General features: G+C 53.0%; 24 protein-coding genes. 13 read left to right on the plus strand and 11 right to left on the minus strand.

The features are described from left to right. Window positions 1-309: 309 nt before the first annotated feature. Window positions 310-2,781 carry a 5'-nucleotidase C-terminal domain-containing protein gene (locus JUJ53_RS17125; protein WP_204153236.1) on the plus strand — a complete coding sequence of 824 codons (2,472 nt, stop codon included), beginning with the start codon at window positions 310-312 and terminating at the stop codon, window positions 2,779-2,781. Between the two features lie 136 nt (window positions 2,782-2,917). Next, window positions 2,918-3,829 (plus strand): ChaN family lipoprotein, encoded by a 912-nt coding sequence (locus JUJ53_RS17130; protein WP_204153237.1) that lies wholly within the window; start codon window positions 2,918-2,920, stop codon window positions 3,827-3,829. Window positions 3,830-3,881: 52 nt separating this feature from the next. On the opposite strand, the gene JUJ53_RS17135 is transcribed toward JUJ53_RS17130, so the two are convergent. The 6 genes from JUJ53_RS17135 to psbH all read right to left on the minus strand — a co-directional run bounded on the left by JUJ53_RS17135 (window position 3,882) and on the right by psbH (window position 7,065). After that, window positions 3,882-4,289: a hypothetical protein gene (locus JUJ53_RS17135; protein ID WP_204153238.1), complete on the minus strand. Its 408-nt coding sequence runs from the start codon at window positions 4,287-4,289 to the stop codon at window positions 3,882-3,884. 256 nt (window positions 4,290-4,545) lie between these two features. Beyond that, entirely contained in the window at window positions 4,546-4,812 is a 267-nt protein-coding gene (locus tag JUJ53_RS17140; RefSeq protein ID WP_239125142.1) for a DUF3146 family protein, read from the minus strand. A gap of 167 nt (window positions 4,813-4,979) precedes the next feature. Continuing rightward, window positions 4,980-5,657, minus strand: coding sequence for an aminoacyl-tRNA hydrolase (gene pth / locus JUJ53_RS17145; RefSeq protein WP_204153239.1), 678 nt, complete (start codon window positions 5,655-5,657; stop codon window positions 4,980-4,982). A gap of 165 nt (window positions 5,658-5,822) precedes the next feature. Beyond that, the gene (locus JUJ53_RS17150) at window positions 5,823-5,975 is read right to left on the minus strand and encodes a hypothetical protein (RefSeq protein ID WP_204153240.1); all 153 of its coding nucleotides are present in this window, start codon (window positions 5,973-5,975) and stop codon (window positions 5,823-5,825) included. 138 nt (window positions 5,976-6,113) lie between these two features. After that, window positions 6,114-6,431, minus strand: coding sequence for a TatA/E family twin arginine-targeting protein translocase (locus JUJ53_RS17155; RefSeq protein WP_204153241.1), 318 nt, complete (start codon window positions 6,429-6,431; stop codon window positions 6,114-6,116). A gap of 430 nt (window positions 6,432-6,861) precedes the next feature. Next, the gene (gene psbH, locus JUJ53_RS17160) at window positions 6,862-7,065 is read right to left on the minus strand and encodes a photosystem II reaction center protein PsbH (RefSeq protein ID WP_204153242.1); all 204 of its coding nucleotides are present in this window, start codon (window positions 7,063-7,065) and stop codon (window positions 6,862-6,864) included. 91 nt (window positions 7,066-7,156) lie between these two features. Here psbH and psbN point away from each other — a divergent pair, with 91 nt between their 5' ends. Further along, a complete protein-coding gene (psbN, locus tag JUJ53_RS17165) occupies window positions 7,157-7,294 on the plus strand; it encodes a photosystem II reaction center protein PsbN (protein WP_204153243.1) in 138 nt (45 codons plus the stop codon). Window positions 7,295-7,416: 122 nt separating this feature from the next. Here the strand turns inward: psbN and murI are convergent, their stop codons facing one another. The 5 genes from murI to JUJ53_RS17190 form a co-directional block, all read right to left on the minus strand. Beyond that, complete coding sequence (murI, locus tag JUJ53_RS17170) at window positions 7,417-8,283, minus strand: glutamate racemase (RefSeq protein WP_204153244.1); 867 nt, start codon at window positions 8,281-8,283, stop codon at window positions 7,417-7,419. Between the two features lie 123 nt (window positions 8,284-8,406). Next, window positions 8,407-10,194, minus strand: coding sequence for an N-acetylmuramoyl-L-alanine amidase (locus JUJ53_RS17175; protein ID WP_204153245.1), 1,788 nt, complete (start codon window positions 10,192-10,194; stop codon window positions 8,407-8,409). 340 nt (window positions 10,195-10,534) lie between these two features. Further along, on the minus strand, window positions 10,535-11,962 hold the full coding sequence (locus JUJ53_RS17180) for a cation:proton antiporter (protein WP_239125159.1): 1,428 nt from the start codon (window positions 11,960-11,962) through the stop codon (window positions 10,535-10,537). A gap of 300 nt (window positions 11,963-12,262) precedes the next feature. Then, window positions 12,263-13,075, minus strand: a complete 813-nt coding sequence (locus JUJ53_RS17185) for a carbon-nitrogen hydrolase family protein (RefSeq protein ID WP_204153247.1) — start codon at window positions 13,073-13,075, stop codon at window positions 12,263-12,265. Window positions 13,076-13,370: 295 nt separating this feature from the next. Continuing rightward, a complete protein-coding gene (locus JUJ53_RS17190) occupies window positions 13,371-13,601 on the minus strand; it encodes a hypothetical protein (protein ID WP_204153248.1) in 231 nt (76 codons plus the stop codon). Between the two features lie 123 nt (window positions 13,602-13,724). Between JUJ53_RS17190 and JUJ53_RS17195 the strand changes: the two genes are divergently transcribed. The 10 genes from JUJ53_RS17195 to JUJ53_RS17240 all read left to right on the plus strand — a co-directional run bounded on the left by JUJ53_RS17195 (window position 13,725) and on the right by JUJ53_RS17240 (window position 25,733). Continuing rightward, a complete protein-coding gene (locus JUJ53_RS17195; protein ID WP_204153249.1) occupies window positions 13,725-14,300 on the plus strand; it encodes an FHA domain-containing protein in 576 nt (191 codons plus the stop codon). Between the two features lie 76 nt (window positions 14,301-14,376). After that, window positions 14,377-15,981, plus strand: coding sequence for an FAD-binding oxidoreductase (locus JUJ53_RS17200; RefSeq protein ID WP_204153250.1), 1,605 nt, complete (start codon window positions 14,377-14,379; stop codon window positions 15,979-15,981). Window positions 15,982-16,135: 154 nt separating this feature from the next. Next, the gene (locus JUJ53_RS17205) at window positions 16,136-16,669 is read left to right on the plus strand and encodes a cyclic nucleotide-binding domain-containing protein (RefSeq protein ID WP_204153251.1); all 534 of its coding nucleotides are present in this window, start codon (window positions 16,136-16,138) and stop codon (window positions 16,667-16,669) included. Beyond that, window positions 16,669-17,490 carry a transglutaminase-like domain-containing protein gene (locus tag JUJ53_RS17210; protein WP_343327976.1) on the plus strand — a complete coding sequence of 274 codons (822 nt, stop codon included), beginning with the start codon at window positions 16,669-16,671 and terminating at the stop codon, window positions 17,488-17,490. Before JUJ53_RS17205 ends, JUJ53_RS17210 begins: the two co-directional genes overlap by 1 nt. A gap of 145 nt (window positions 17,491-17,635) precedes the next feature. Further along, the gene (locus tag JUJ53_RS17215; RefSeq protein WP_204153253.1) at window positions 17,636-18,064 is read left to right on the plus strand and encodes a hypothetical protein; all 429 of its coding nucleotides are present in this window, start codon (window positions 17,636-17,638) and stop codon (window positions 18,062-18,064) included. A 395-nt stretch (window positions 18,065-18,459) separates the two neighbouring features. After that, window positions 18,460-21,561, plus strand: coding sequence for a type ISP restriction/modification enzyme (locus JUJ53_RS17220; RefSeq protein WP_204153254.1), 3,102 nt, complete (start codon window positions 18,460-18,462; stop codon window positions 21,559-21,561). Between the two features lie 84 nt (window positions 21,562-21,645). Next, a complete protein-coding gene (locus tag JUJ53_RS17225) occupies window positions 21,646-21,885 on the plus strand; it encodes a type II toxin-antitoxin system HicB family antitoxin (RefSeq protein WP_204153255.1) in 240 nt (79 codons plus the stop codon). Window positions 21,886-21,896: 11 nt separating this feature from the next. Beyond that, a complete protein-coding gene (locus tag JUJ53_RS17230) occupies window positions 21,897-22,109 on the plus strand; it encodes a type II toxin-antitoxin system HicA family toxin (RefSeq protein WP_204153256.1) in 213 nt (70 codons plus the stop codon). A gap of 42 nt (window positions 22,110-22,151) precedes the next feature. Beyond that, entirely contained in the window at window positions 22,152-22,340 is a 189-nt protein-coding gene (locus JUJ53_RS17235; protein ID WP_204153257.1) for a hypothetical protein, read from the plus strand. A 48-nt stretch (window positions 22,341-22,388) separates the two neighbouring features. Next, on the plus strand, window positions 22,389-25,733 hold the full coding sequence (locus JUJ53_RS17240) for a PAS domain S-box protein (RefSeq protein WP_204153258.1): 3,345 nt from the start codon (window positions 22,389-22,391) through the stop codon (window positions 25,731-25,733). The last annotated feature ends 197 nt before the right edge of the window (window positions 25,734-25,930 follow it).

Here is a 25,930-nt window from a genome sequence, read left to right on the forward strand (position 1 = left end):
CGTCGCCCCCTGCACACCGCAGGGCAAAATAGATGAACAAACGATTAACAAAACCCTAAGTTTCTCCTAAGCTATCTAGATAGATTTAACCCAAGCTTAAGGTATTATTATCTCTAGATCTTAGATTGATCGACAAAAGCTTTACCAAACAAGACTTTAAAGCTTCTTACTTTTCAATCAACTACGTTAACGCAACAGTAGCACGATCATAACCTAACAATGACCTAACCTTAAGTCCCATGTGGGAAGTGTGGACATTGAGACCTTTGCGCACTCAATCGTTCAGTCAAACTACACGGATTTTGGGTCATGACCTTTACACTCCAACTGCTGCATACGGCCGATCAAGAAGCAGGAATTCCTGCTCTTGAAGATGCCCCTCGCTTTTCTGCCGTCCTCAATGCCCTACGGAATGATGGCTTTGGTGCAGATGGAACCCTCACGCTATCGTCGGGGGATGCCTATATTCCCGGCCCATTTTTCAGCGCTAGCGAAACGCTACTGGGAGCAGTCGGCCGGGCTGATATCCTGATTCAAAATGAACTAGGCTTTCAAGCGATCGCTTTTGGCAACCACGAGTTTGATTTGGGCACCGGTGCGATTCAAAATCTGCTATCACCAGCCACCGTTGACATTGATGGCGAAATCATCAACTACCCTGGTGCGCTGTTCCCTTATCTCAGCAGCAACCTAGATTTCACCAATGACGCCAATCTCTCTGGACTAGTTGTTCCCGATGGTGCAGCGCCCCAGCCCAACTCCATCGCTCGCAGCGTGGTCATTCAAGAAGGCGGTATTGATTTCGGGATTGTCGGTGCCACAACGCCAACGCTTGCCCAGATTTCGTCACCTGGCAATGTGGATATTCTGGGTACTGAAAACATTGAGAGCTTAGCGGCAGCGATCCAAGCAGAGGTTGATAACCTCACCAATGCTGGCATTCAGCACATTATTTTGCTGGCTCACATGCAGCAAATTGCTATTGAGCTAGAGCTGGCTGGTCTGCTCGAAGGGGTAGACATCATCATGGCGGGTGGCTCCAACACCATTCTGGCTGATGATACCGATACCCTCCGAGCTGGAGACGTTGCGGCTGGCAACTATCCGATCATTGTGGACACCGATAGCAACGGCGCACCCAAGGCAGAACCCGTGGTGGTGGTTAACACCGATGGCAACTACCGCTATGTGGGGCAACTGGTGGTGACCTTTGATGACAATGGCGTCATCCTGCCAGACAGCATTGACTCGGCGGTCAGTGGAGCCTATGCCACCGATGCTGCTGGCGTTGCAGCTCTAAATGCAGAAAATCTGGTGGATCCTGAAATTCAGCAGATTGTGGATGACCTATCGACGATTATCTCTAGTCTAGATGGTTCGATTTTTGGCAACACCTCCGTTTTCCTAAACGGCAGCCGTGGGGATGTGCGTACTCAAGAAACCAACTTAGGTAACTTAACCGCTGATGCCAACCTCTTCGCTGCTCGACAAAGCGATCGCACCGTACAGGTGTCGTTGAAAAATGGCGGCGGTATTCGCGACAACATCGGTTTTGTTACCTTTCCGGCTGGTTCCACCGATCCCGACGATGCCCTGAAGCTCCCACCCAGCGCCAACCCGCTGGCGGGTAAGGAAGCGGGCGACATCTCACAGCTCGATGTCAGCAATGCCCTACGGTTTAACAACGAACTATCCTTAGTCACCGTCACGGCCCAGGAACTGCGCTACCTGATGGAGCATGGGGTGGCGGCCAGCGGAGACGGCGCAACCCCAGGTCAGTTTCCTCAAGTGGGCGGCATGTCCTTCAGTTTTGATGCAACCCGCACCGCCATTGAGTTTGGCGATAACGGCACGGTGGTCACCGAGGGCGATCGCATTCGTAACCTAGCGCTGCTGGATGATAACGGCCGCGTGGTGGATGTGCTGGTGCGCAACGGCCGCCTCGTGGGCAATCCCAACCGGGAAATTCGTATGGTCACCCTGAGCTTTTTAGCCGACGGTGGCGATAGCTATCCGCTAGATTTCTTTGCCACCGAGCGGGTGGACTTGGCAGAAGAGGGCGTGCGGACAGGCAATGCCACGGATGCGGATAATGGCACCGAGCAGGATGCCCTAGCGGAATATTTGCTAGATCAGTTTCCCACCAATTCCTTCAATGAACGGGATACACCAGCTCAGCGCGATCGCCGCATCCAAAACCTAGAGGTGCGCAACGATATCGTCCTGACTCGCCCCTTCCTCCTACGGGGCTCCAACGGTCGTGATGTGCTGTCGGGCGGCCCACGGAATGATGTGCTGGTAGGTTTTGGGGGCAACGATGTCCTGCGCGGTTTGGGCGGCAATGATGTGCTCAATGGCGGCATTGGCAATAATGTGCTGAATGGCGATGCGGGCAATGACCGGCTGATCGGTGGTCGCAATAGCGATCGCATGAATGGTGGTGTTGGCAACGATCGCCTGAATGGCAACTCCGGCAACGATGTTCTCCGGGGCGGCGCGGGTAATGACGTGCTGGATGGCGGTGCAGGCAATGATGTGTTGCTTGGCGGCGCGGATCGTGACTTCTTTATCATTGGCAGACGTCCTGGTGTAGACACCATTCGCGACTTCAATCGGCAGCAGAGCGATCGCATCGGTCTCCTAGGTGATCTATCCTTTAGCGATCTGACCCTCACCCAGCAGGGACGCAATACCCTGGTTCAGGTCGGACGGCGAGACATCGCGGTCTTGCAGCGCGTGGATGCGGATACCCTCACCGCCGCTAACTTCCGCACTCTGTAAGCGGTACCGTAGGGCCGGTTTTCGGGCTATCTACGGCTGAATTGTTCATATTGGCGTTTAGAGGTGGGCCACGGCTCACCTCTTTTTTATGGCATTCAGGCATGATAGAAGATGCGCCCATCCACAGCACTCTCCTATGCCTATCTCCACCCGTGCGATCGCTCTCCTATCCAGCCTTTCCATTGCCCTAGTCCTGTCTGCGCCCCTGAGTAGCCAGGCCCAGACGGTGTCTAATCTGCGAGAGGGGATGCAAGTAGTAGCGGTAGATCGGGTTTTGGATGAGCTGGCCCAGATGAACGTGGTGTATTTGGGGGAAACCCATAACCAAGCTGCCGACCACGCTAGCCAGTTGGCCATTATCCAACAGCTCTACGATCGCAATCCCAATCTGGCGATCGGTCTAGAAATGATCCAGCGGCCCTTCCAAGCCAGCCTTGATCAGTACCTTGCCGGTGACATCAGCGAAGCTGAACTTCGGGAACAGACGGAGTATGATCAGCGCTGGGGCTACGATTGGGAGTACTACGCGCCAATCCTGCGCTTTGCCCAAGCCCATCAACTGCCGGTGGTGGCGCTGAATACCCCCACAGAAATTACCCGGCGGGTGGCCCAAAAGGGTCTGCTGGGTTTCCAGCCCGAGGACGATCGCTGGGTGCCAGATATCCAAGATCTAGACACCAGTTCCGTAGGCTATCGCCAGCTTTTGTGGGATCTCTACGCCCAGCATTCCCATGGTCATAGCCAAGGGTTTGAAAACTTTTTTCTGGCTCAGGTGCTCTGGGATGAAACCATGGCAGAGGCGATCGCCGCCTTTGTGAGCGATCGCCCCGATACGGTCATGGTTGTTTTAGCTGGACGGGGACATATTGTCTACCACTATGGCATCCCCAGCCGTGTGCAGCGGCGGCTGGATGACCGGCCCAACGTTTTTCAGCAGCGATCGCTTTTATTGAGTGACACGCCCGTAGGAGATGAACCTGCAGAGTTAACTTTGCCGTCCGGTGAGCCCCTCCCACCGATGGCAGATTATCTTTGGATATCAGAATAAGATAGGGGTCTTGGGCTTAAGCACCCCAACGCAACCTTTCTGCCCGATGGGATTAGTAGGCGTAGGACGAAGAGCTGAAGGGCGAAAAGTTGGGGAGGTAGCTGTAGTCGGCTACAGGATCTAGGATCCGCACGCCTAAGGTTTCTACCTCGGCCGCACCATGGACGGCTTGGGCAACTTGGGTGATGCTTTCCAGGAGCGATCGCGTTTCGAGTTTGCCCGTTAACACCACAACGGCTCCGCGTTGAGCAACGTGCAGATCCTGAAGGTCACTAGAACTGAACTGATCACTCAAAACTAGGCTCACCCGCTTAGCTAAGCCATCATGGTCATAGTCACCGTTCAAACCCATGCGCTCCGGGGGAATGGATGTAAAGAAGATGGAGTTTAAAGCAGAGGTATCCTGCGCATCCAAACATTCATGACCCTTACGAAAACTGCTGAGAGATTGAGAAGACATGTTGGATAATGCACCATTTATGACGATTTAAAGCGAAGTTTCTTGGGATTTTCAAACTTAAATGTAATGATTTCGTGAAGTTTCCCATAATCTAACATACCCAAGAAGTGTTGAATATTACTTTCTGAGAACTGCTTCTCCCTCATGTCCCTGACAACAAAGAGCGATCGGAGTCATTCCAATCGCCCTTGTGGCAAGGCTTTTCGCGTCATTCAACCATCGTCGTTAGCTCGTTTCCAGGTGCCCTCAATGCTCCTTAAATGTCTGCACGAATGGTGAAGGAATAGTCTCCCCCCGGTTCAAGCTGATAGTCGGAGCGTTCCAAAAAGCGTCCTAGGGGATCTTGAATCAGAGCTCGCCCCAAGGAAGGCTCAATGGACAGTTCTCCGACGCGAAACTTCCATTGGAACTGCCATTCGTAATCATTGGCCCGCACCTCACCCTCAATGCGACCGGTCTGCCAAGATTGATGGGTGATGCGGACATGGGCTGTGGTTTGGGGTAATCGTCGTTTCGATGCCAAGGTGCCTGCTCCACCACTACAACTGACCGGACAAGGGGAACGGGTGGTCGACCCATCAGCGCCCATTGCCATGGCCAACCTGATAAACGAGGGCCATCATAAAGGCACCCTTCATGGATTTCAATCACTGACTGGGTGAGCAATGCGGTCTAGTCCTAGACGTGCGCCTAGCTCCTAGCTGGAGGAAGGTCGAGCGATCGCCCGTTATAAAGGCTCATGGACTTGGCCATGCCTTGTTTCAGTCCCATCTCCACGGCATCCAGCACCAAAGTGAGAATGTCGGCAATCACCTTGCCTTCGGCGGGGGAAAACTTGCCCAACACATGGGATACCGTGCCTTGATTAGACCCTGGGGTTTCCGTTCTGGGATTGCCGATGCCAATGCGCAGCCGTGGAAATGCTTGGGTGCCCAGGTGAGCGATCGCTGACTTCATGCCATTGTGGCCGCCCGCCGATCCCGATAGGCGCATCCGCAAGCGTCCGACGGACAAATCCATTTCGTCGTAAATGATCAGCACCGATTCTGGCGGCAGCTTAAACCAGTCCACCACTGCACGAATGGATTGCCCAGAGCGGTTCATATAGGTCGTCGGCTTGAGCAGCAGAATGCGATCGCCATGGGGGCCGCGCCCGTCGCCAAAATAGCCGTTGAACTTCTTATGATCCGCCAGCGGTATCTGCCAGGATTGGGCCAGACGATCGACGGCCATAAAGCCCACGTTATGCCGGGTTTGATCATACTGCCGTCCTGGGTTGCCTAGTCCCACGATCAGTTGGGGAATCACGAGGGCAGGCGGCTCGGTGTCGGGCGATCGCGATGGCTCGCGAGAGGAAGGATTAGCCATGGTGGTGCTTTGCATTGTCGAGCACTGAACTGCGCTGAAATCTGCTGTCTATTGTCCTAGGTCAAAGACTCCAGACTGGGGGACTTCAACGGGATACATCCCTTGCTTTTGGGGAAAAGACTTGAGGGCGAGAGCAAGCGGGTCATTGAAGATGGGGTAGGAGGTCTAGACTGAGCTGCCGAGCTTGGATGGAGCCGCTTGCCCCATGGAAAAGCCCCGGAGCGATCGCCCCAGGGATGCTTGGTCAGCCCCAGTCGTTGACCTGACACAACCGATATCAATGCCAAGCTGCGATCGCTCGACAAGCCCTTCGCCCATCCTGCAGCCCGTCTACCATCCCTAGCCGCGCTTGCAAGGGGAGCTGATCCACCCTTCTGGTTCCCTCACCCAAGGGGCGTGGGTAAAGGCTTTTGAGGATCTAGCTAACCATCTGACATGGGCTAGGTGCAGTTGCCCTTAACCTACCGATGACTCGGAGGTAGCTGGCTCTTCGGTCTTGGCCGTTTCGATGTCAGCTTCAGGCTCCGATGTTGAACCTAGAGCCTTGGGCGTGGGAGGTTCTAGGGTAGCCTCCATGGGCTGCTTACTGACCTTTTCAAGTTGTTCGGCTTCCCGCTTGAACTCAGTTTCAAATTCTTTAGACGCCTCTTGGAACCCGCGAATGGCTTTACCGAGACTACGCCCAATTTCTGGAAGCTTCTTCGGGCCAAAAATTACAAGGGCCAAGATTGTGATCACGGCCATTTCCGGTAGTCCAATCCCGAATACATTCATGGTCTAGTTCTCCTACGGCAGCACCAAACAGTATGAGCCTTTTAAGCGTGATAGTCACTCAGCTTCCACCCAGCAGAACATGAGCCAACCTTGAGGGCGTGGTACCTAGGAATCAAGATCCCTGAGCAGTCCACACCGCCGACTGCCTACCGCAGGTTGGATCAGCCAAGGGGGGCGTGGCGCAAGCTAGCTTGTTATTCACCCTAGCGCAAAATGCTCCTAGTCTGGGACATTTTTTTGCACAACAATGGGAACTAGGATGAGCGATCGCCCCTAGAGCCTCTGCGTCCATACATGGTTCATACCCGATTCATGCCTGGGGGACATACCTAGGTGCATGCCCATAAAAATCCCCGGTGAGACCGGGGTAGAGAACCCATTTGCAAACCACAAATGAATCCCAATTTGAAGGTATGTGTGAACCAATCAACTATTTGCCTAAGGTGCTCCAGTCCACATCTAGCCCATCCAAAATGATGGAGGAGTTGTAGATTTGCAGAATGATGAGCAAAAAGACGAAGAATAGCAAAATAAACACGGCCATGAGCGGAGTCGTTCCCCAACCGGGAGCAACCTTACCGTATTCAGCGTTAAGGGGTCTGATCAAGTCTCCTAACCAAGTCCGTTGTGCCATGAGTAACCCGTCGTGAAATTCTAAGCGGTTTAATTATCTGTAATATTATATGGGAAGGACGCACGTATATTTGTGGATTTGATTTTAAGTTATGCAACTAGAACCTGCCATGGTGCTTGGAATTACGATCTGCGCGGCAATGGTGGCCGTGACAGGCTGGGCAATCTACACCTCATTTGGGCCACCGTCTCGGGAGCTTAGCGATCCATTTGAGGATCACGAAGATTAGTAAACTTATGTAACAACTCGTGAGAATTCCTGAGTGCATGGGGTCTTGCAGAAGCGATCGCTACTTTCTGGCGATCGCTTCGGGCTTAGATCCTGGCCACTAGAATCCTGGCAAACAACGTCCTAGGCCAAATCGGCCTGGGCTCCCACGCAGGCCGACAGTTCATGGAGGGAAATCGCCTCCACTTGGGGTGTAAAGCCCAGCCACTGGCTAGAGATTTGGGCAAACTGCTGGGGTGAACCGCTGACGCAGAAGCGGGTGGGCATGGCAAGCTGGGGCGATCGCAGCCCGAGAAGTTCCAGTTCTTGAACCGCCGCCATCACCACATGAGCCGCTGGATCGATGCACTGCACCGTTTTCGGCAAAATAGACTTCAGCACCGGGGCCAGGTGGGGGTAGTGGGTGCAGCCGTAGATCAAGGTGTCAATTTGCCGGTCGATCAGGGGCTGTAGGTAGGCTTCCGCCACCCGTCGCATCTGCGGGCTGTGAATTTGATTTTGCTCAATCAGCGGCACAAACTCCGGACAGCCCACTTCCCAAACCTGAGCGCTAGGGTCAATTTCCTGAATAGCCTGCTGGTAGGCGTGGCTCTTGGCCGTTGCTGGGGTAGAAATCACGCCAATCCGCCGCCCCTGCTGGACGGCCGCCCGCGCACCGGGCAAGATCAACCCTAAAATTGGCACCGGAAATTCTGACTGAATGCTTTCCAAAGCCAGGGCAGAGCTGGTGTTGCAGGCCATGAGGATAGCTTTGACCTGCTGCTGCATCATCCAGGCCACAATTTCGCGCACAAACTGCAGAATATCAGCGGGCGATCGCTCGCCGTAGGGCAGGCGGGCCGTGTCGCCAAAGTAGAGGATCGATTCCTGGGGTAACTGGCGATAGAGTTCACGCAAAACGGTGAGACCGCCCACACCGCTATCAAACACTCCAATGCGGGCAGGCTGAACACCGGGCAGCGGCAAATCCAAGGCTGAAAGATTAGGCATAGGAACTGTGAACTATCAAGGGATGAAAACAGGACGGTCAACAAGCGTGGGAGCTATTGGGGTGGAGAACCCATCCCCGAGCGAACAAGCATCCTAGTAGAGCGATCGCTCTATTAGAAATTTTTAGAAATTTTGGCGGACATACTGGGCGATGCCGTTGGCGATCGCTTCAGCCATGCGGGTGCGAAAGGCTGGGTCGGCCAACAGTCGTGCATCCTCTTCACCGGTCACGAACCCAGTTTCTAGGAGAACGGCAGGCATTGATGTATTCACAAGAACATAGAACCGCGCTTGGCGAATGCCGCGATCGTTCACACCTGTTCCCAGCATACTGTCGTGAATCACCCGAGCTAGCCGCAACCCTGAATCGGAATAGTAGTAGGTCTCCGCACCATTCACCTCAGGACGGCTGAGGCTGATGGCGTTGGCATGGATACTCACAAACAAATCAGCATTGGCCTGCTCTGCCATGGAGACTCGGGGCTGCAAATCCACCTCACGATCATCCTGGCGGGTCATCACCACCATAATGCCCTGTTGTTCTAGCAGACTAGCAACTTGGTTGGAAATCGACAGCACGATGTCTTTTTCCTGGATGCCACCACGACCCACCGCGCCCGGATCCCGGCCGCCGTGCCCCGGATCGATGACCACCACCACGCGCCCCTCTGGATTCTGCACCCCAAAGGCTGTCCCTGAACTGCCCGACGTATTGGGCGGCGGCACCGCAATGGCTTGATCAGAACGGTTGATGGACAGAGCCGCTAGCTGGGAGCTGAGTTGATTCAGATCGCCGAGTTGGGTGCCTGGTGCCGGCTCCACTTGGATGACCACCGTATCCGCCGTGGCCTGTCGCACCCGCACCCGCACTAGGGGGCTCGTGGCGCTCAGTTGGGGGCCAGAAAGTCGTTCTGCCAACTGCGCCCCGGCGACGGTAATCTGATAGCTGCCACTAGCGGCATCCCATTGGCTGGTCGGTTGGATGGGGCCATCGGCGCGGATCAACAGTTGGGTTTCACCATCCTGGAGGGCGATCGCCTGAATCGTAGACAAGGAGCCTGAGCTAGGAGATGCCTGCGCCGGCACCTCACTGAGGTCAGAGGGGAGCTGATCCAACTCTCGGGCCAGGGCTCCATCCACAGGCAACAGCACCACGCCACCGCTGCTGGAGCTAGCCCGCCACTCCATGTCCTCCTGGCTCAAGCTCATCGTGATCCGAGCCGTGGGTGGTGAGGTATCAAGCTGGCTAAAGGAAAGCTGGCTGACGCCATAGCGGTTCACGGGCAAGCTAGCCATCACTTGGGAGGATAAAACGGTGTTCGTGAGGTCTACCGTGATCTCCTGCTCCGATGGATCCACGTCTACAGCAGCGGTATCGCCGGTGGTGCGAATGAAAAAGCCATCGGGCGTGACGCGCACATTCTCTAGGCGAGTGGCGGCCCCAGCCGGCAGACTCGTTGCCGTAGATGGGGGGGATGAGGTGGGTGAGGGAGCGATCGCTGTCGGCGTTGCTCCGCGTTCCGGCGTTGGTAACTGCACGATCCACTGGGTTGGCGTTTCTCCCTGAACAACCACCTGCTGGGGATCGATCACATAGCCAGGGCTCAGCTCAATGACAATCCGGGCCGTTTGGCTATTAAACTGTCCGAGCCGCACCTCCGCTACCTCGGTGCCAATCATCCGGCTACTGGCCGCCGATCCCAACGTGGTACCGGGCAGATCAATCACTAACCGGGTGGGGTTGAAAATGAGTTGAGCACGGGGTTGGACGCCAGACGAGGTGGAAAAAACAAGGCGATTGGCACGGCTATCGTAGGACCAAGATTGGATTTGCCCAGCATCGGCCGGCAGGGCAATCAAGATCGCTCCCATCGCTCCGATCATGCCAGAGAGTAGCCAATGAACGTTCACATGAGCCTCCTAAACAGTTAGACGCTATGTCCCACCGGGGGGACAACCGTCGCAGTTCTCCTGTATCGATCGTCTCAGAACAAGACTGAGTAGCTTAGTGTAGGCGAAATGCTTGAAAAATGACGCTACTTGATGGTGATAGAGGCGATCGCCCTATCATCACCTCAGGCCAACAACAGTCATGCTCTGGGTAATCCGGTGAATGCAAGTTTAGCGCCGCCGTCAGACAACAACGGAACGTGCCAATCCCTATCAACCAGGGAAGGAACACAAGGAAATCAAACCTGATCACAAGTTAGGACTAGACCAGGAAACACCAACGAGGGTTCCCCATCTAACGCTAAGATTTGTTCTCGGAATCCTCTAAGGCCTGCTCAGGTTGGGCATTCAGCGTAGCTCCATCCGCTCCAGCCACGGCTGCGGCAGAGGGTTGCAGATCTTGGGATGAGCCTGAACCTTGCTGAAATACAACTCGCAACAGCGGCGGTGCCACAAAGGTCGTTAAGATCACCATCACAATGATGGCAGCCTCCAGGGATTCTGACAGCACGCCACTGGCAGAGCCCACACCGGCAAATACCAGACCCACTTCGCCCCGTGGCACCATCCCGACCCCGATCGCTAAACGATTGATACCCGGCTGCCCAAAGACGGTAAATCCTGTGACTACCTTTCCGATAATCGCCACCACAATCAGGAAAGCCGCAATAATCAACCCTTCGCGATTGCTGGGCACCGTGGGATTTAAAACGCTGAGGTCGGTACTGGCTCCCACCGTCACAAAAAAGACTGGAACGAGCATGTCTGCAATGGGCAGCACCTGTTCTTCTAGCTCGTGGCGTTTCTCAGTCTCCGCCAAAATTAAGCCGGCGGCAAAGGCCCCAAGGATCGCCTCTAGTTGAATCGCTGAGGCAATGTAGGACAAGGTAAAGGCAAACACGAGAGAGGTGAGAATGAGCTGTCCTCGGGTCTGAAGTTGGTTGACCAAGGAAACAAAAATAGGGCTGAGCAAGCGTCCAAGCAGGATGGAGCCAATGAGAAATGATGCCGCTCCCACAATCAGGAAAATCACGTTCGAGATCTGGATTTCTCCGGTTTTAGCCAAACTTGCTACCACGGCCAGCACAATAATGCCCAGGACATCGTCGAGCACGGCTGCCCCAATGATGATTTGGCCTTCCTTCGTTTTCAACTGCTGGAGCTCGGCCAAAACCTTGGCCGTGATACCGATACTGGTCGCCGTTAGGGCAGCCCCAGCAAAAATAGCCGGCACAGTTGGCACACCGAAGAAAGCAATCAAGCCGGCGGTACCGGCAGCAAACGGCACAGCCACCCCAACAACAGCAACGATCGCTGCCTGGGGCCCCACGCGGATCAGTTCTTTTAGATCTGATTCAAGACCAATTTCAAACAGCAAGATGATCACGCCCAGTTCTGACAGAACGGAGATCACTTCGCTCTCTGCTTCAAAGACCGTTGGTGCTAGCTCTGGCGAGAGTCCAGCCGTCGTTTCCAAAAACCGGATGATCAGCGAGTGATCGGCAGTCCCAGCCGTTTCCGGTGACACCAAGAGATTCAGAGCAGAAACCCCAACGACAACCCCCCCGACTAACTCGCCTAACACGGGCGGCAGGTTGATGCGGGCACAAATTTCGCCGCCGATCTTGGCCGCTAAATACACCGAAATGAGGCTGACCAGCACACCCGCCAAAATGAATCCTCCCGCCTCAGCCGCTTCGCTGGTGGCTAATAGGGGAGGAACAAGCATACTGGGATTCAAAAACGCCGCGATGGGCAAGGGTAGCCAAGTCATAAGGTTAACCATGGGTTCCACAACTCATTCTGTTTACTCTACAAGGTTCTTTACAAGAGAGGATCACCCGACGTCATGAGTTTCCAATGCCGGGCGATCGCGTCCCAGACCTAGCCCATTATTCAAACGTAGGTGTGGCCAAGACTATAGCCGCGATCGCCCCAATGTCCCCATTGATTATCCTGATGGACTAGCTAAGCAAACACTATTAATGGACTAGGTAAATGGACTCGGCAAATGGACTCGGCGAATGGGCTAGGCAAAGACTCGGTGTTCTAGAGAAGGCATTTGCCGCCGCACCTGGCCAAGGCGACTGGGTTCAATGGCAGCGATCGCCACGCCGGGTTTATGGCCCGCATTGGCCAAGACCATACCCCAGGGATCAATAATGCTGGCGTGGCCATGGGTTTGGCGCATGGCATAGTGCTTGCCGGTTTGGGCCGGCGCAATCACGTAGCAGGTATTTTCGATCGCCCGGGCCTGCAGCAAAATCTGCCAGTGATCTTTGCCGGTGTAGGCGGTGAAGGCTGCTGGAATAAACAAGACCTCTGCCCCCAGCTTTGAGAGATGGCGATAGAGCTCTGGAAAGCGCACGTCATAGCACACCGACAGCCCTAGGTTACCGAGGTCTGGCGACGCGTAGACCCCCGGTAGCTGGGTGCCGGCCGTCACCGTGCTCGACTCATGGTAGGTATTGCCATCCGGCAGATTCACATCAAAGAGATGTACTTTTTGGTAGCGAGCCAGTTCCTGGCCCTCGGGGCCCATCAGCAGCGCCGTGTTGTAGACTTTCCCGTCGCTTGTCGGCACTGGAAACCCACCCCCGAGCAGGGTCACCTGATAGCGCTGGGCCATGGTGCGCAAAAACTTTTCGCTTTGGGTGGCGATCGCCTCAGCTTGGGCCAGCTTGTCGGCTTCATCGCCCATAAAGGAGAAGTTTTCAGGAAGTCCAATCAATTGCGCTCCCTGACGTACCGCCAGATCGATCAGGTCTTCTGCCTGAACCAGGTTTTTTTCAATATCAGGCAGACTGTTCATCTGCACAGCAGCAGCGAGATAAGATTTCATCGGCATCAGTCAAAACGATAGGAGTGGAGTGGAAGCCAGTGTTTGGCGGCTCGGTCTTGGGCCGACCGATTTTTCACCGTCTATCATTGTCTCCGAAAACTTGACGTCCCACCGAAGTTTTTATCCCAACCCCAGCCTAGTTCGCCCTTCCAAGCAGCGGCTTAGCTCACGATCGCCCCGGCGTCTTCCGAGAGGATTAATTTTTCACTAAAAATTATTGATTTTATGAAGTTTTCATGAATTTAAGGGCCATACGCTTTAAAGAATGAGACTCAGTAGCTTTTAATTGCGGAATCTACAGGTGCGATATCGATGCGATCGCGCTCCGTTCATTCGTAAATGCACGCACGTTCATTCGTACTTCGTGATTGGTCATGGCCAATGGGCGATCGCCCAACAGCCAGAAGATCGCCGACGTACCGTACCAGACATACCGTAACACTAGGGTGTGGAAGCGTAAGCCTTCCCGCAGGGCATTTCGTTCGGAAGGGTGCAGGGTGGAGCAGGATAGGAAGCCTAACTCCACAGCGCAGGCAGTTAAGCGAGGGTGCGATTCTGAGAGACCTAGGGCGATCGCCAGCGGCGTTCATCCGTTCTTTCTCAGAGCAGAGTTAATCTAACGACTTTCAGAGAGAACTCAGTACGAACGATGTCAAACTTAGACGTGCAGCCTTCCTGGCCTAGTTCATCTACCGACTGGCCCTTTAGCGTTGTGGAATGTCCACCGTCGGTCTCTTGTTCGTTAATTGCCGACTGCGGCTATAACTTGGATAAAGTGAAAACGGTTATGCAGCCCGTCCTCAAGGTGCGGGAACGCTGCCAGGTAACCTCCAACTATATTCAGGCGATCGCCACAGGACGCACCAATTTTTTAGTCACCAATCTGGTCGCGTCTGCCGAGCGGGTGGGCGAGGCCTGGGCAACGGCGATCGCCTCTAGTTGGTTAGTCGGTCGTCATTCTAGCTGTGCCCTGCCGATTTTACACCTGTCCATTTCGCGGCACCATGCGGTGATTGGTCACCATTCCGGTCAGTTTTACCTTGCCGATGTGGGCAGCAGCAACGGTACCTGGATCAACGGACAGCGCCTAGGAGCAGGCGATCGCTACGATCTCCATGATGGCGATGTGATCCGCTTTGGCTCCCTCTTGGTGGAGTTTTTCATGGCTAGCCACATGATTGTGCCCCCGACTCGGATGCCCTATGCCGGAGAGGACACTCTCTAGGGATTCGTAGGGATCTGCAGGATTTCCGAAGGAGAGCGCTAGGATCAAGATAGCGACTCCATGCCATCCTGCCCCTATGACCCACACTGAACAGATTCTCTCCCAACTCCCCGGTGATAGCCTCAGCGGTCTGCGTCGCCTAGATGCCCGCTGGCAGGACTACAAACAGGGCCACATTCCCAGCCCGACGGTCGTCCATCAAGATGATACCAGCCTTGCGTCGCCCGACTGGGACGTGGCTGTTTGTGGCGGCACGCTGGGGATTATGATCGGCTGCGCCTTGGCCCAGCGGGGTTGGCGGGTGGCGGTGCTGGAGCGCGGTGTGCTCAAGGGCCGGGAGCAGGAGTGGAATATTTCGCGCCACGAACTGGCGGCCTTGGTGCAGGTGGGGCTGCTGTCGGCGGCGGAATTAGAGGCTGCGATCGCCACGGACTATGGCCCGGCACGCATTCAGTTTGGCGATGGCCCAGGCGTTTGGGTCGATGGTGTCCTTAACAGCGGTGTGGATCCGGTGATCCTGCTGGACTGCCTGAAACAGCGATTTCTAGAGGCGGGCGGGCAGGTGCTGGAGCAGACGGCGGTGGAGTCTCTCACGGTTCACAGCAACGGGGTGGCGATCGCGACCCGCCAAGGCGATCACGTTCAGACCTTCACCACCCGCTTAGTGCTGGATGCCATGGGGCATTTTTCGCCCATTGCCCTACAGGCCCGCCAAGGTGCGCCACCCGACGCCGCTTGTTTAGTCGTCGGCACCTGTGCCAGTGGCTACCCGGAAAATGCCACCGGCGACCTCTTTGTCTCCTTCACGCCGATTCAGCACCAGTGCCAGTATTTTTGGGAAGCGTTTCCTGCCAAGGATGGCCGCACCACCTATCTCTTCACTTATGTGGATCTGCACCCCGATCGCCCTAGCTTAGAAAGCCTATTTGACGACTATTTACGCCTCTTGCCGGATTATCAAGGCGTTGAGCTAGATAGCCTCACCTGGAAACGCGCCCTCTTTGGCTTTTTTCCTTGCTATCGCCACAGTCCCCTACGATCGCCCTGGGATCGAATTCTGCCCATTGGCGACAGCAGCGGCAGTCAGTCACCCCTAAGTTTTGGCGGCTTTGGCAACATGATTCGCCATCTCGATCGCCTCACCCAGGGCATCCATAGCGCCCTCGATGCCGACCTGCTCAGCCAAGCGGCCCTAGCGCGCCTGCAGCCCTACCAGCCCAATCTCAGCGTCACCTGGCTGTTCCAAAAAGCCATGAGCGTCGGCGTTCAGCAAGCGATCGCCCCCCAGCAGATCAATGAACTCCTGGCCGCCGTCTTCCAAGAAATGTCCCAGTTGGGCGATCCTGTCCTTAAGCCCTTTTTGCAAGACGTAGTGCAGTTTCCGGCCCTGCTGCAAACCCTGGTGCGCACCGGCCTATTCCATCCAGGCACCGTGATCAACGTCGTCCCCCAAGTGGGCATCCTGGCCCTGCTGGCTTGGACAAGACACTACCTCAATCTGGGGCTCTACGCTGCGCTCTTCCAGATCGGAGCCCTGTGGCAATCTCAGATTAAAACCTTGCCCAACCCCCAGCGCTACTACCTCAGCCGCCTACTCGACGCTTGGCAGTACGGCTCGGGGCAAGACTACCATCTACCGCCGTCCTCCAATGGGAGCAAACCAGAGCGATCGCCCTTGTAGATCGCCCTTTTAGGATGATCGGACGAGGACATTTTTGAACGAAATCAGCTACCATCAACCATCCCCCAGCAACGCTGCCCTAATCCATGGCGATCGCTCTGGGGATGCGATGGGTTTGGCCATTCACCTATAGTCCATTATTCAAACCACGGTTATGAAAAAATCACTCTATATTCTGGCAGAACTCAGCGATCGCGACTTTGAATGGCTGCTCACCAGCGGACAACACCGCCACCTCACGGCCGGACAAATGCTGATCCAAGAAGGTGAGTCTATTGACGCTTTATATTTGATCTTGACCGGCACCTTTGCCGTTTGCGTCCAAGCCTTGGGCAACCGAGAAGTGGCCCATCTCTCGGTGGGAGAGTTGGTGGGCGAAATGTCATTTGTTGAAGATCGTCCTCCCTCCGCTACCGTCCAGGCCCTAGAAGATGCATCGGTTTGGGCAATCCCGCGCCTGATGCTCACCGCCAAGCTATCTCAAGATGTGGCGTTTGCCTCCCATTTCTACCGGGCCCTCTCGATCCTGCTTTCCGATCGCCTGCGCAGCACCGTGACCCGTTTGGGAGGTGTGCCGGATCAAGACAGTGGACTCAATGACCTGCCCCCCAACTCGAAGATTCTCGATAGTCTAGATATTGCCCAGGTTCGCTTAGCCTGGCTGCTCAATCAACTGGGGGGTGTATGATTTCGAACCTAAAAGCCCGACAGCTCTTTTGGGATGAAGTGCAGCAACCGCCAGCGCAGATGAATATCGCCAAGGCAGCGTTGTACATTGCCCAAGAAGAGTATCCCCATCTTGCCGTCGAGGTCTACCTAGAGCAACTCGATGCCATGGCCCTGGCCATTAGCGATCGCCTGCCCCTGGAGCCCTATCCCCTACGCCTGATTCAAACCATCAACCAATATCTCTACGATGATTTGGGCTATACCGGCAATACAAAAGATTACTACGATCCTAAAAATAGCTACCTCAACCAGGTGCTCGATCGCCGCACCGGCATTCCCATCACCCTGTCCTTGGTGTACCTAGAATTGGCCCAGCGGCTAGAGTTTCCCATGGTGGGCATTGGTCTACCGGGGCATTTCCTCATCCGCCCTATGGTGAACGAGATGGAGGTTTTTGTGGATCCCTTCCATGGCGGAGAGATTTTATTTCAGCAAGACTGCCAAGCTCGCCTCGATCACATCTATGGCCGCCCTGTGCCGTGGCAAGCTGCCTACACGGATGCCATTGATGCCCATCGTTTTCTGGCCCGCCTGCTAACCAACCTGAAATATATCCATCTCCACCACAACGAATGGCTGAAAGCCTTAGCGGATATTGAGCGGATCATCATGCTCTGCCCAGATGCCCTGCAGGAAACCCGCGATCGCGGCCTGCTCTATTACCAACTGGGCCAATGGGCCGATGCCAGCCGCGATCTCCAAACCTATCTCGATGCGGCCCCCCTGGCTCAGGATGCAGCGGTGGTGCGGCAACTGCTGCAGCGGATAGATCAGCCTTGAGTGATTGGGCGATCGCAGAGATGCCTGCACGAATTTGCAACCCATGGCGGAAAATCAGCAGCTTTGTCACGTTGATTTCAGATTTATTTACATTTTTTTAATAGAATTTAAGGTACAAGCGCATTATGAGACGGCATAGGCAACCATGACAGGATTTATTCGCGGCATTTTTGGGTCGAAGAAGAAGCAAGACGATTCCTCCTCCACCCAGCCTGATAAGAACACTCCCAAAGAATCTACGGCCTATTTTCTAGATCCCGATGAAGCCAAAACCTACGGCAACATCGACTATATGAGAACCGCCAAGTCGGTTAAGAAAACCTTCCCCAAGGGGAAAGTGGTTGGCGAGTACACCAAAGCCGTATCCGCCATGGAAACCATGGACTTCACCAAATCTACAACCCCTCAACCGGTGAAGCGGGATTCCACGGCCTCTGGCTCAACTCAGTCCATGTCATCTACGCCTAATACGCCTACTCCGTCCTTCAACACCAACGAGGCGACTGGGCAGCGTAAGTTGGATAGCAGCATGGACATGTTCCGCAATATGGCTAAAGACATCAAGAAACGCTAAGTTGCAGTGGGCTCAGCCCTTGAATGAACGAGAGGGGGGTGCTAGTGCGCCCTCTTTTTTATGTCGCGGGGCTGAGCTAGATGAACCCATCACATCCTGTAAGCACCTAGGGTGATCGCTGGTTTGCCGCTGTGATTACGCCCCATCTCCACGCCTACGCTATGCCCCCCGAGAGAACGAAGCCCCCCCATGGTGCTAGAGGCGTACCGGGGCATTTAGCAGACCATGGTGGCAGGCGATCGCCCTTTTTTCCCCTTCTCAGAGAAATGATAAACCGTTACTGGGGTTACATTCCTCTGGGTTAGAAGGCTAAATGATCCGTAAAAGACGGGTTTTTTGGTGTCACATTCGCCATACTTGGAGATAACGTCCTAAAACTGTTGATAGATAGCGCCATGTCTACGCTCAGCCTCAAGCCTACTCACAAACCCGTGAAAGCCTACTATCAGGCTCTAGAGGACTATCGCAGACTAGGGGTTACGCATGAAACAGCAGTGCAAACGGCATTTCAGGATCTACTGGTGTCTTGTGGCCGACAGTTTGGATGGACGTTGATACCCCAATACGCCATTAAGCGCCCCAAGAAACAGCCCTTACGGGTAGATGGTGCATTGGTGGATAGCTTCAATTTGGCGAGAGCCTACTGGGAAGCAAAGGACAGTAAGGACGATCTGAAAAAGGAAGTTCAGAAAAAATTTCAGGTTGGCTACCCCAAAGACAACATCATCTTTCAACAGCCCGATCGCGCTATTCTCTACCAGGATGGAAGGCTGGTGATGGAGGCGGATCTCACCAATGATCAAGAGTTGGTGGATGTGGTGCGGGTGTTTTTGGAGTATCGCCCACCTGCGATCGACCAGTGGGAAAAGGCGGCTACGGAATTTGGCGATCGCGTCAAAGACCACGCTACAGCGCTGCTAGAACTCATCCAAAAGCAAAGAAAAACTAACAAAAAATTCATTGATGCTTTTGTAACTTTTTTAGAACTTTGTCGGCAGTCGATTAACCCTAATCTTTCTGAATCGGCGGTTGAAGAAATGCTGATTCAGCATTTACTAACCGAGCGGATTTTTCGCAGTGTTTTCAATAATCCAGACTTTGCCCAACGCAATATCATTGCGGTAGAAATTGAAAAGGTGATCAATGCTCTCACCTCCAAATCATTTAGCCGTACTCACTTTTTAAGTAGCTTGGATCGCTTCTATGGGGCGATCGAAGAAACAGCAGCGACCATTGATGATTTTGCTCAGAAACAGGATTTTCTTAATACCGTCTATGAAAAATTCTTTCAGGGTTTTTCGGTGAAGGTTGCTGATACCCATGGCATTGTCTACACACCCCAACCAATCGTTAGTTTCATGGTGAAAAGTGTAGAAGACATCTTGCAACGGGAGTTTGGCAAGTCTCTGGTGGATGAAGGGGTTCACATTCTCGATCCATTTGTGGGAACGGGAAATTTCATCATTCGGGTGATGCGAGAAATTGCCGAAATTCAGAAATCTGCATTGCCTCACAAGTATGAACATGAGTTGCATTGTAATGAGGTGATGCTATTGCCTTACTACATTGCTTCTATGAATATTGAGCATGAATATTTTGAACAAACTGGCAACTATCAAGCTTTTGAAGGGATTTGTTTGGTAGACACTTTTGAATTGGCTGAGGCTAAGCAACAGCAACTTTCACTTTTTACCCAAAAAAATACAGAAAGAGTTGAGAAACAGAAGGAAACCGAAATTTTTATTATCATTGGCAATCCACCCTATAACTCTAATCAATTAAATGAGAATGACAACAATAAAAATCGAAAGTATAAAGTTCTTGACCAACGCATTTCAGATACATATTCTCATGACTCAAAGGCATCTAGTACACACAAACTTAATGATCCTTATGTAAGGGCATTAAGATGGGCTGCGGACAGGCTAGATTCTGAAGGAATCATTGCTTTTGTGACCAATAATGGATTTTTAGATCAGATTTCCTTTGATGGAGTCAGAAAAAATCTGGAAGATGATTTTTCAAAAATTTACATATTGAATCTTCACGGTGATATACGGAAGGATTCAATGCGAGATGGAATACCTTTAGGTGAAGAACATACTGTTTTCGGTCTTGCTGCAATGGTTGGTGTGTCAGTCAATCTTTTTGTCAAGAAAAGAAATTTAGAAGAATGCGAAATATATTATTCAGAGGTTGATTTTCGTGCAACTCGAAAGGGAAAGTTTTCCTGGATTGAACAACAGCGAGTGGCTTCAAGAATTGATTGGGAACTTATAAAGCCAGACGGTAAACACACTTGGCTTACAAAAGATCTAAAAGAAGACTATGATTCCTTTATCCCAGTAGGTAATAAAGAAACAAAAACAGGGGTTGGCGAACCCGACACAATTTTTGTGAACTATAGTTTAGGCGTAAATACAAATAGAGATAATTGGGTATACAACTTTCAGATTGATGAGTTAACAAAAAATATAAAACTGTTCATAGAAACGTATAATGCTCAGGTCTATCAATGGTTGTCTAGGAGCGATAGAGGAAAGAATATTGATGCATTTGTTCTTTATGACGATCAGAAAATTAAATGGAGCAGCCGATTAAAAGAACTATTGAAAGCTGGAGTGTCTACTGAGTTTGACAACCAAAGAATACGAACATCGTTATACAGACCTTTTAGCCAACAGTATCTTTACTTTGACTCAGTTCTAAATCATAGAAGAGGACAGCTACCAAAAATATTTCCAACAGTTTCTACTGAAAATGAAAATCAAGTTATTTGTGTGGTCAATGAAGCTCAAATTCCATTTTCATCCCAGTTAACAAACTGTATTCCTGGATTACATTACGGTGGTCGCCAAACTCAATGTTTCCCCTTTTATACTTATGATGAAGACGGCAGTAACCGTAGAGACAACATCACCGATTGGGCATTGGAGCAATTTCAAACCCACTATCAAGATCACAGCATTACCAAGTGGGACATCTTCCACTACACCTACGCCGTTCTCCATCATCCCCACTATCGCACCCGCTACGCTGCCAACCTCAAACGAGAGCTACCCCGCATTCCCTTTGCTCCAGACTTTCGCCCCTTTGCCATCGCTGGCAAGCGCCTAGCCGAAATCCACGTTCACTACGAAGATCAGCCCGAATATCGCCTCAAACATGAGGAAAACAAAGATCTGCCGATCGACTGGCGCGTCGAGAAAATGCGCCTCAGCAAAGACAAAACCCAACTCAAATACAACGACTTCCTCACCCTCACAGGCATCCCCCCAGAAGCGTTTGAATATCGCCTGGGCAACCGCTCAGCCCTCGATTGGGTGATTGACCAATACCGCATCAAAACCGACAAACGCAGCGGCATCACCAACGACCCCAACAACCTCGATGATGAGCAATACATCGTCCGCCTCATCAAAAAGGTGATCACCGTCAGCCTCGAAACCGTCAAGATCGTCAACAGCCTACCCGATCTAGGCTTGCCAAACGATTAGGCATGAGTAGAGCGCATCTATTTTGGGCTTCAAATATAGCTCAGAACCAATATATTTAAGGAGAAAACCGTAGCAGGAGGCAATATGATACAAGCTCAGTTCTCAAATCAGTTCACCAATCAGTTCACCATTGAAACAGAACAAGAAAACGATGGACGCTGGATTGCAGAAGTGTTAGAAATCCCTGGTGTTTTAGTCTATAGCGAAAATCAGCAACAGGCGATCGCCCATGTCCAGGCGCTTGCTTTGCGGGTGATTGCTGACAAGCTAGAGCATGGTGAGATGATGTTGGGCTTAACCAGCCTAACGTTTACCGCTGCATAGAGAGAGGTTGGATGAGTCAGTGGGCATCGACCAAAGCCAGAAAAGTTCTAGCTGCATTAGAAAAGATTGGTTGGCAAGTAAAACGTCAAACAGGCTCCCATAAAATCTTGGAACGAGAGGGATATGAGGACTATGTGTTTGCCTTTCGAGATAGTGATGAAATTGGAGCAAAAATGCTCAGCCGGATTGCAAAGAAAACAGGCTTAAAACCAGAAAACCTATGAAAAAATCTAGAAGGGGATGAGGATGAGTGAACGTTGGGCGCTATGTTTGTAGAGAGAGGTGTGATCGCCTTAGACGCTTGGGTGTCTCGCAGGGTGGTGCGGCCTGTGCTAGCGTTAGACGAAACTGATCAAACCTTATTCTACCGCTGGTCACCTACCCCCCAACCCACCCAAGTGCAAAAACTTGTATCACTCCAGCCACCCCCTTATCAGATGGTGCAGGCGCTGTAATCTGAAAACTAACTACGCTCAACCTATGTCAAGGCTTTGAAAGGGCACGTGGACGAAACAACATCGGCATTCAACGAGTCCCAGCGCATTGCCCGCCTAGGTAGCTGGGAATTTGATCTCACGACCCAAGTGGTGACCTGGTCGGAGGAGCTGTACCGCATCTATGAAGCAGATCCCCAGTCGCCCGTCCCTCGCCCTGACCTAACCATTCAACAAATTCATCCCGACGATCGCGATCGCTTTCAGCAAGAGGTAGTTGAGGCAGCGATCGCCCTTCAGCCCTTCGATACCGATCTGCGGATCATCACGCAAACTGGCAAGGTTCGCTACATCCAAGCCAAGGGGCAACCCATTTGCAACCAGCAAGGCGAGGTGGTGCGGCTAGCGGGCATTGTGGCCGACATCACCGATCGCAAGCTGGTGGAACTGGCGCTGCAGGAAAGCGAAGAACGATTTCAGGAAATTGCCAACACCATTCCTCAAATGTTCTTTGTGCGAGCCCTCAACCCCGATCGCTATATCTACATTAGCCCCGCCTACGAAAAAATTTGGGGGCGATCGCGGCAGGCTCTTCAGGACAACCCCAGTGATTGGCTAGAGGCCATTCACCCCGACGATCGCGATCAGGTGACTGCCTCGCTAGCTGAGCAATGGCAGGGACAACCTGTCCGCCGTGAGTACCGGATTGTGCGCCCGGATGGTGCCATTCGTTGGATTTCAGCCATCGTTTCTGTGATTCGAGATGAGGCGGGGCAGCCACTGCGGTTTATTGGCTTGGCCGACGATATTAGCGATCGCAAGCAAACAGAACTAGCGCTGCAGGCCAGTGAAGCCCGCCTGCAACTGATTACCGATTCCATTCCCGGCTGCATTGCCTATATTGATGCCTCGCAACGCTATCAGTTTGTGAACCACACCTACGAAAAATGGTTTGGCTGTCGGAAGGAAGAGATCCTAGGGCGCACGGTTAAAGACGTGATTGGCGATGAAGCCTACCGTCAGGTGCGGCACCATGTTGAGCAGGTCTTGGCAGGAACCACGGTGATCTATGAAGCCAACCTACCCTACCAAGGTGGCCAAGGTCGCTATATTTCTGGGGTCTTAGTTCCTGATCGGGATCGCGAGGGCCAGGTACGAGGCTACTATGCTCTGATCACCGACATTAGCGATCGCAAGCGTGCCGAGGCAGCCCTGCGAGAGAGTGAGGCCCGTTTCCAAACCCTGGTGGCTAATACGCCTGGCATGATCTACCGATATTTGCCACAAGCAGACACCCCAGGGCAATTTACCTACGCCAGTTCTGGCGCAAGCGAGCTGTTTGAAGTATCGCCCGAGCAAATTATCCAAGATGCAAACAACATCTGGAATTTGATTCATCCTGAGGATCTGCCGTCCTTAAATGCTTCCGTTGCCCAAGCCGTTCAGCATCGCGCCCCTTGGTCTTGGGAAGGGAGATTGGTGACGCCGTCTGGCCGGTTGAAATGGATTCAGGGAAAATCCCGGCCCTACCACGCCCCTGAAGGTCTTGTGTGGGATGGACTCCTCAGCGATATTAGCGATCGCAAGCAGGTGGAAGAACTGCTGCTGCAATCGGAAGCCCGCTACTTATCTATTCTGCAAGACCAAACGGAGCTGATCAAACGGTTTCGTGCCGACGGCACGCTGACGTTTGTGAATGATGCTCTATGTCGCTATTACGGCCTCTCTCGGGAGGACGTTCTTAACCGTCACTACAAAAACAGAATTTATCCCGATGATCAACCGATTGTCGATCGCTGTTTGGCGTCGCTCTCCCCCGACCATCCCGTGGGCGTGGTGGAACATCGCGTCTTGGTCAACGGTCAAGCCCGGTGGATGCAGTGGACGAATCGGGCGATTTATGACCTTCAGGGGCAGCTTGTGGAACTCCAAGCCGTGGGCCGCGATATTCACGATCGCAAACAGGCTGAGATTGCCCTAGAGCAGGCCCGGGAGGCCGCTGAGGCCGCCAATCAGGCCAAGAGTATCTTTATTGCCAACATTAGCCATGAATTGCGATCGCCCCTGAATGCCATTCTAGGATTTGCCCGCCTGCTGCAACGCAACCTAAACCTGTCCTCCGAGGATGCTACCTATGCCGCCATCATTGAGCAGAGCGGCGATCATTTGCTCAGCGTGATCAACCAAGTGTTGGATCTGGCCCGGGTGGAATCCAACACGATGGTCTTAGAAACCAGCACGGCGGATATGTGGGGATTGCTGGCGGATCTGCAAAGCCTGTTCATTCTGCGAACCGCTGAAAAGGGTCTGCTCTTGTCGATGGAGCGATCGCCGGCGGTGCCCCAATGGGTAGACACAGACGAGATGAAGCTACGGCAAATATTGATCAATTTGATCGATAACGCCATTAAGTTCACCGAAACAGGTCAAATTACGGTCTCTGTGGACAGTTCAAGTGATCCCAGCTTCCATTTACATATTCACGTTATGGATACCGGCTGTGGCATTGCTCCCACAGATCAAGAAACGCTGTTTGATGCCTTTAGCCAAGGAGAAGCCGGACGGAAGAGCCGCATGGGCACCGGGTTGGGGCTGACGATCAGCCACGAATTTGTGCGCCTGATGGGCGGAAGCCTCACCGTGGAAAGTCAGGTGGGGCGCGGCAGTTGCTTCTGTCTGACGATCCCCGTGCAGTCTGCCTTACCTGCTGCAAAGCCAAGGGCGATCGCCTCCCGAACCATCATCGGCTTGGAGCCAGGGCAGCCGCGCTATCGCATTTTGGTGGTGGATGATAATCCGATCAATCGCATCTTGCTGCTGCAGTACCTCAGGTGTCTAGACCTGGAGATGCAAGAGGCCAGCCATGGCGAAGAAGCGGTACAAATCTGGCAAGCATGGCAACCCCATGTAATTTTTATGGATCTTCGGATGCCGGGTTTAGATGGCTATGGTGCAACCCGCCGCATTCGCAACCTGGAGCAGGAACTGGCCATAAGCGATCGCACCATCATCATTGGCATTTCAGCAACCGGCATTGATGATCACCAGCATCTAACTCAGGCGTCGGGGTGTGACGCTTTCTTACCCAAGCCTTTCACCGAAGTCAGTCTGTTTGACCTCCTACAGCAGCACCTATCCCTCCGCTATCGCTACAGCGAGCAACCCAGCTTGGATGATCACCATCCGTGGACGCCGGATCAACTGATAGCGTCTCTCTGCCAACTAGATCCAGCCGTCTTGCTCGACTTAGACTATGCCTTAATGTTGGGCGATGTTGTCATCATTCGTCAGGTTGTAGATGCCATTCAACCTGACCATGCCGACCTTGCTCAAGCTTTGGGTCGGATGGTGGAGCAGTTTGATTATGAAGTATTGCTAAGCTGCGTTCAGTATGCCAGAACTAGGATGTCCTAAGTTTTGTAAGCAGATCCCAATCAACCATGATGTAGGGTGCAGTTAGGCTCAGCCGTAACGCACCGTTGTATAAAACGTTGAGGCATGAAGCGATCGCTCAGGCATACTACCCATCAATAAGTCTTTTTGCTTAGTTGATGAGTTACGCTAGACAGAAAAAAGAGAGATGTCCAAGACGGGGACTATCAAGTTGGCCC

The sequence above is a fragment of the Leptolyngbya sp. CCY15150 genome (genome assembly GCF_016888135.1).
GTDB lineage: Bacteria > Cyanobacteriota > Cyanobacteriia > RECH01 > RECH01 > RECH01.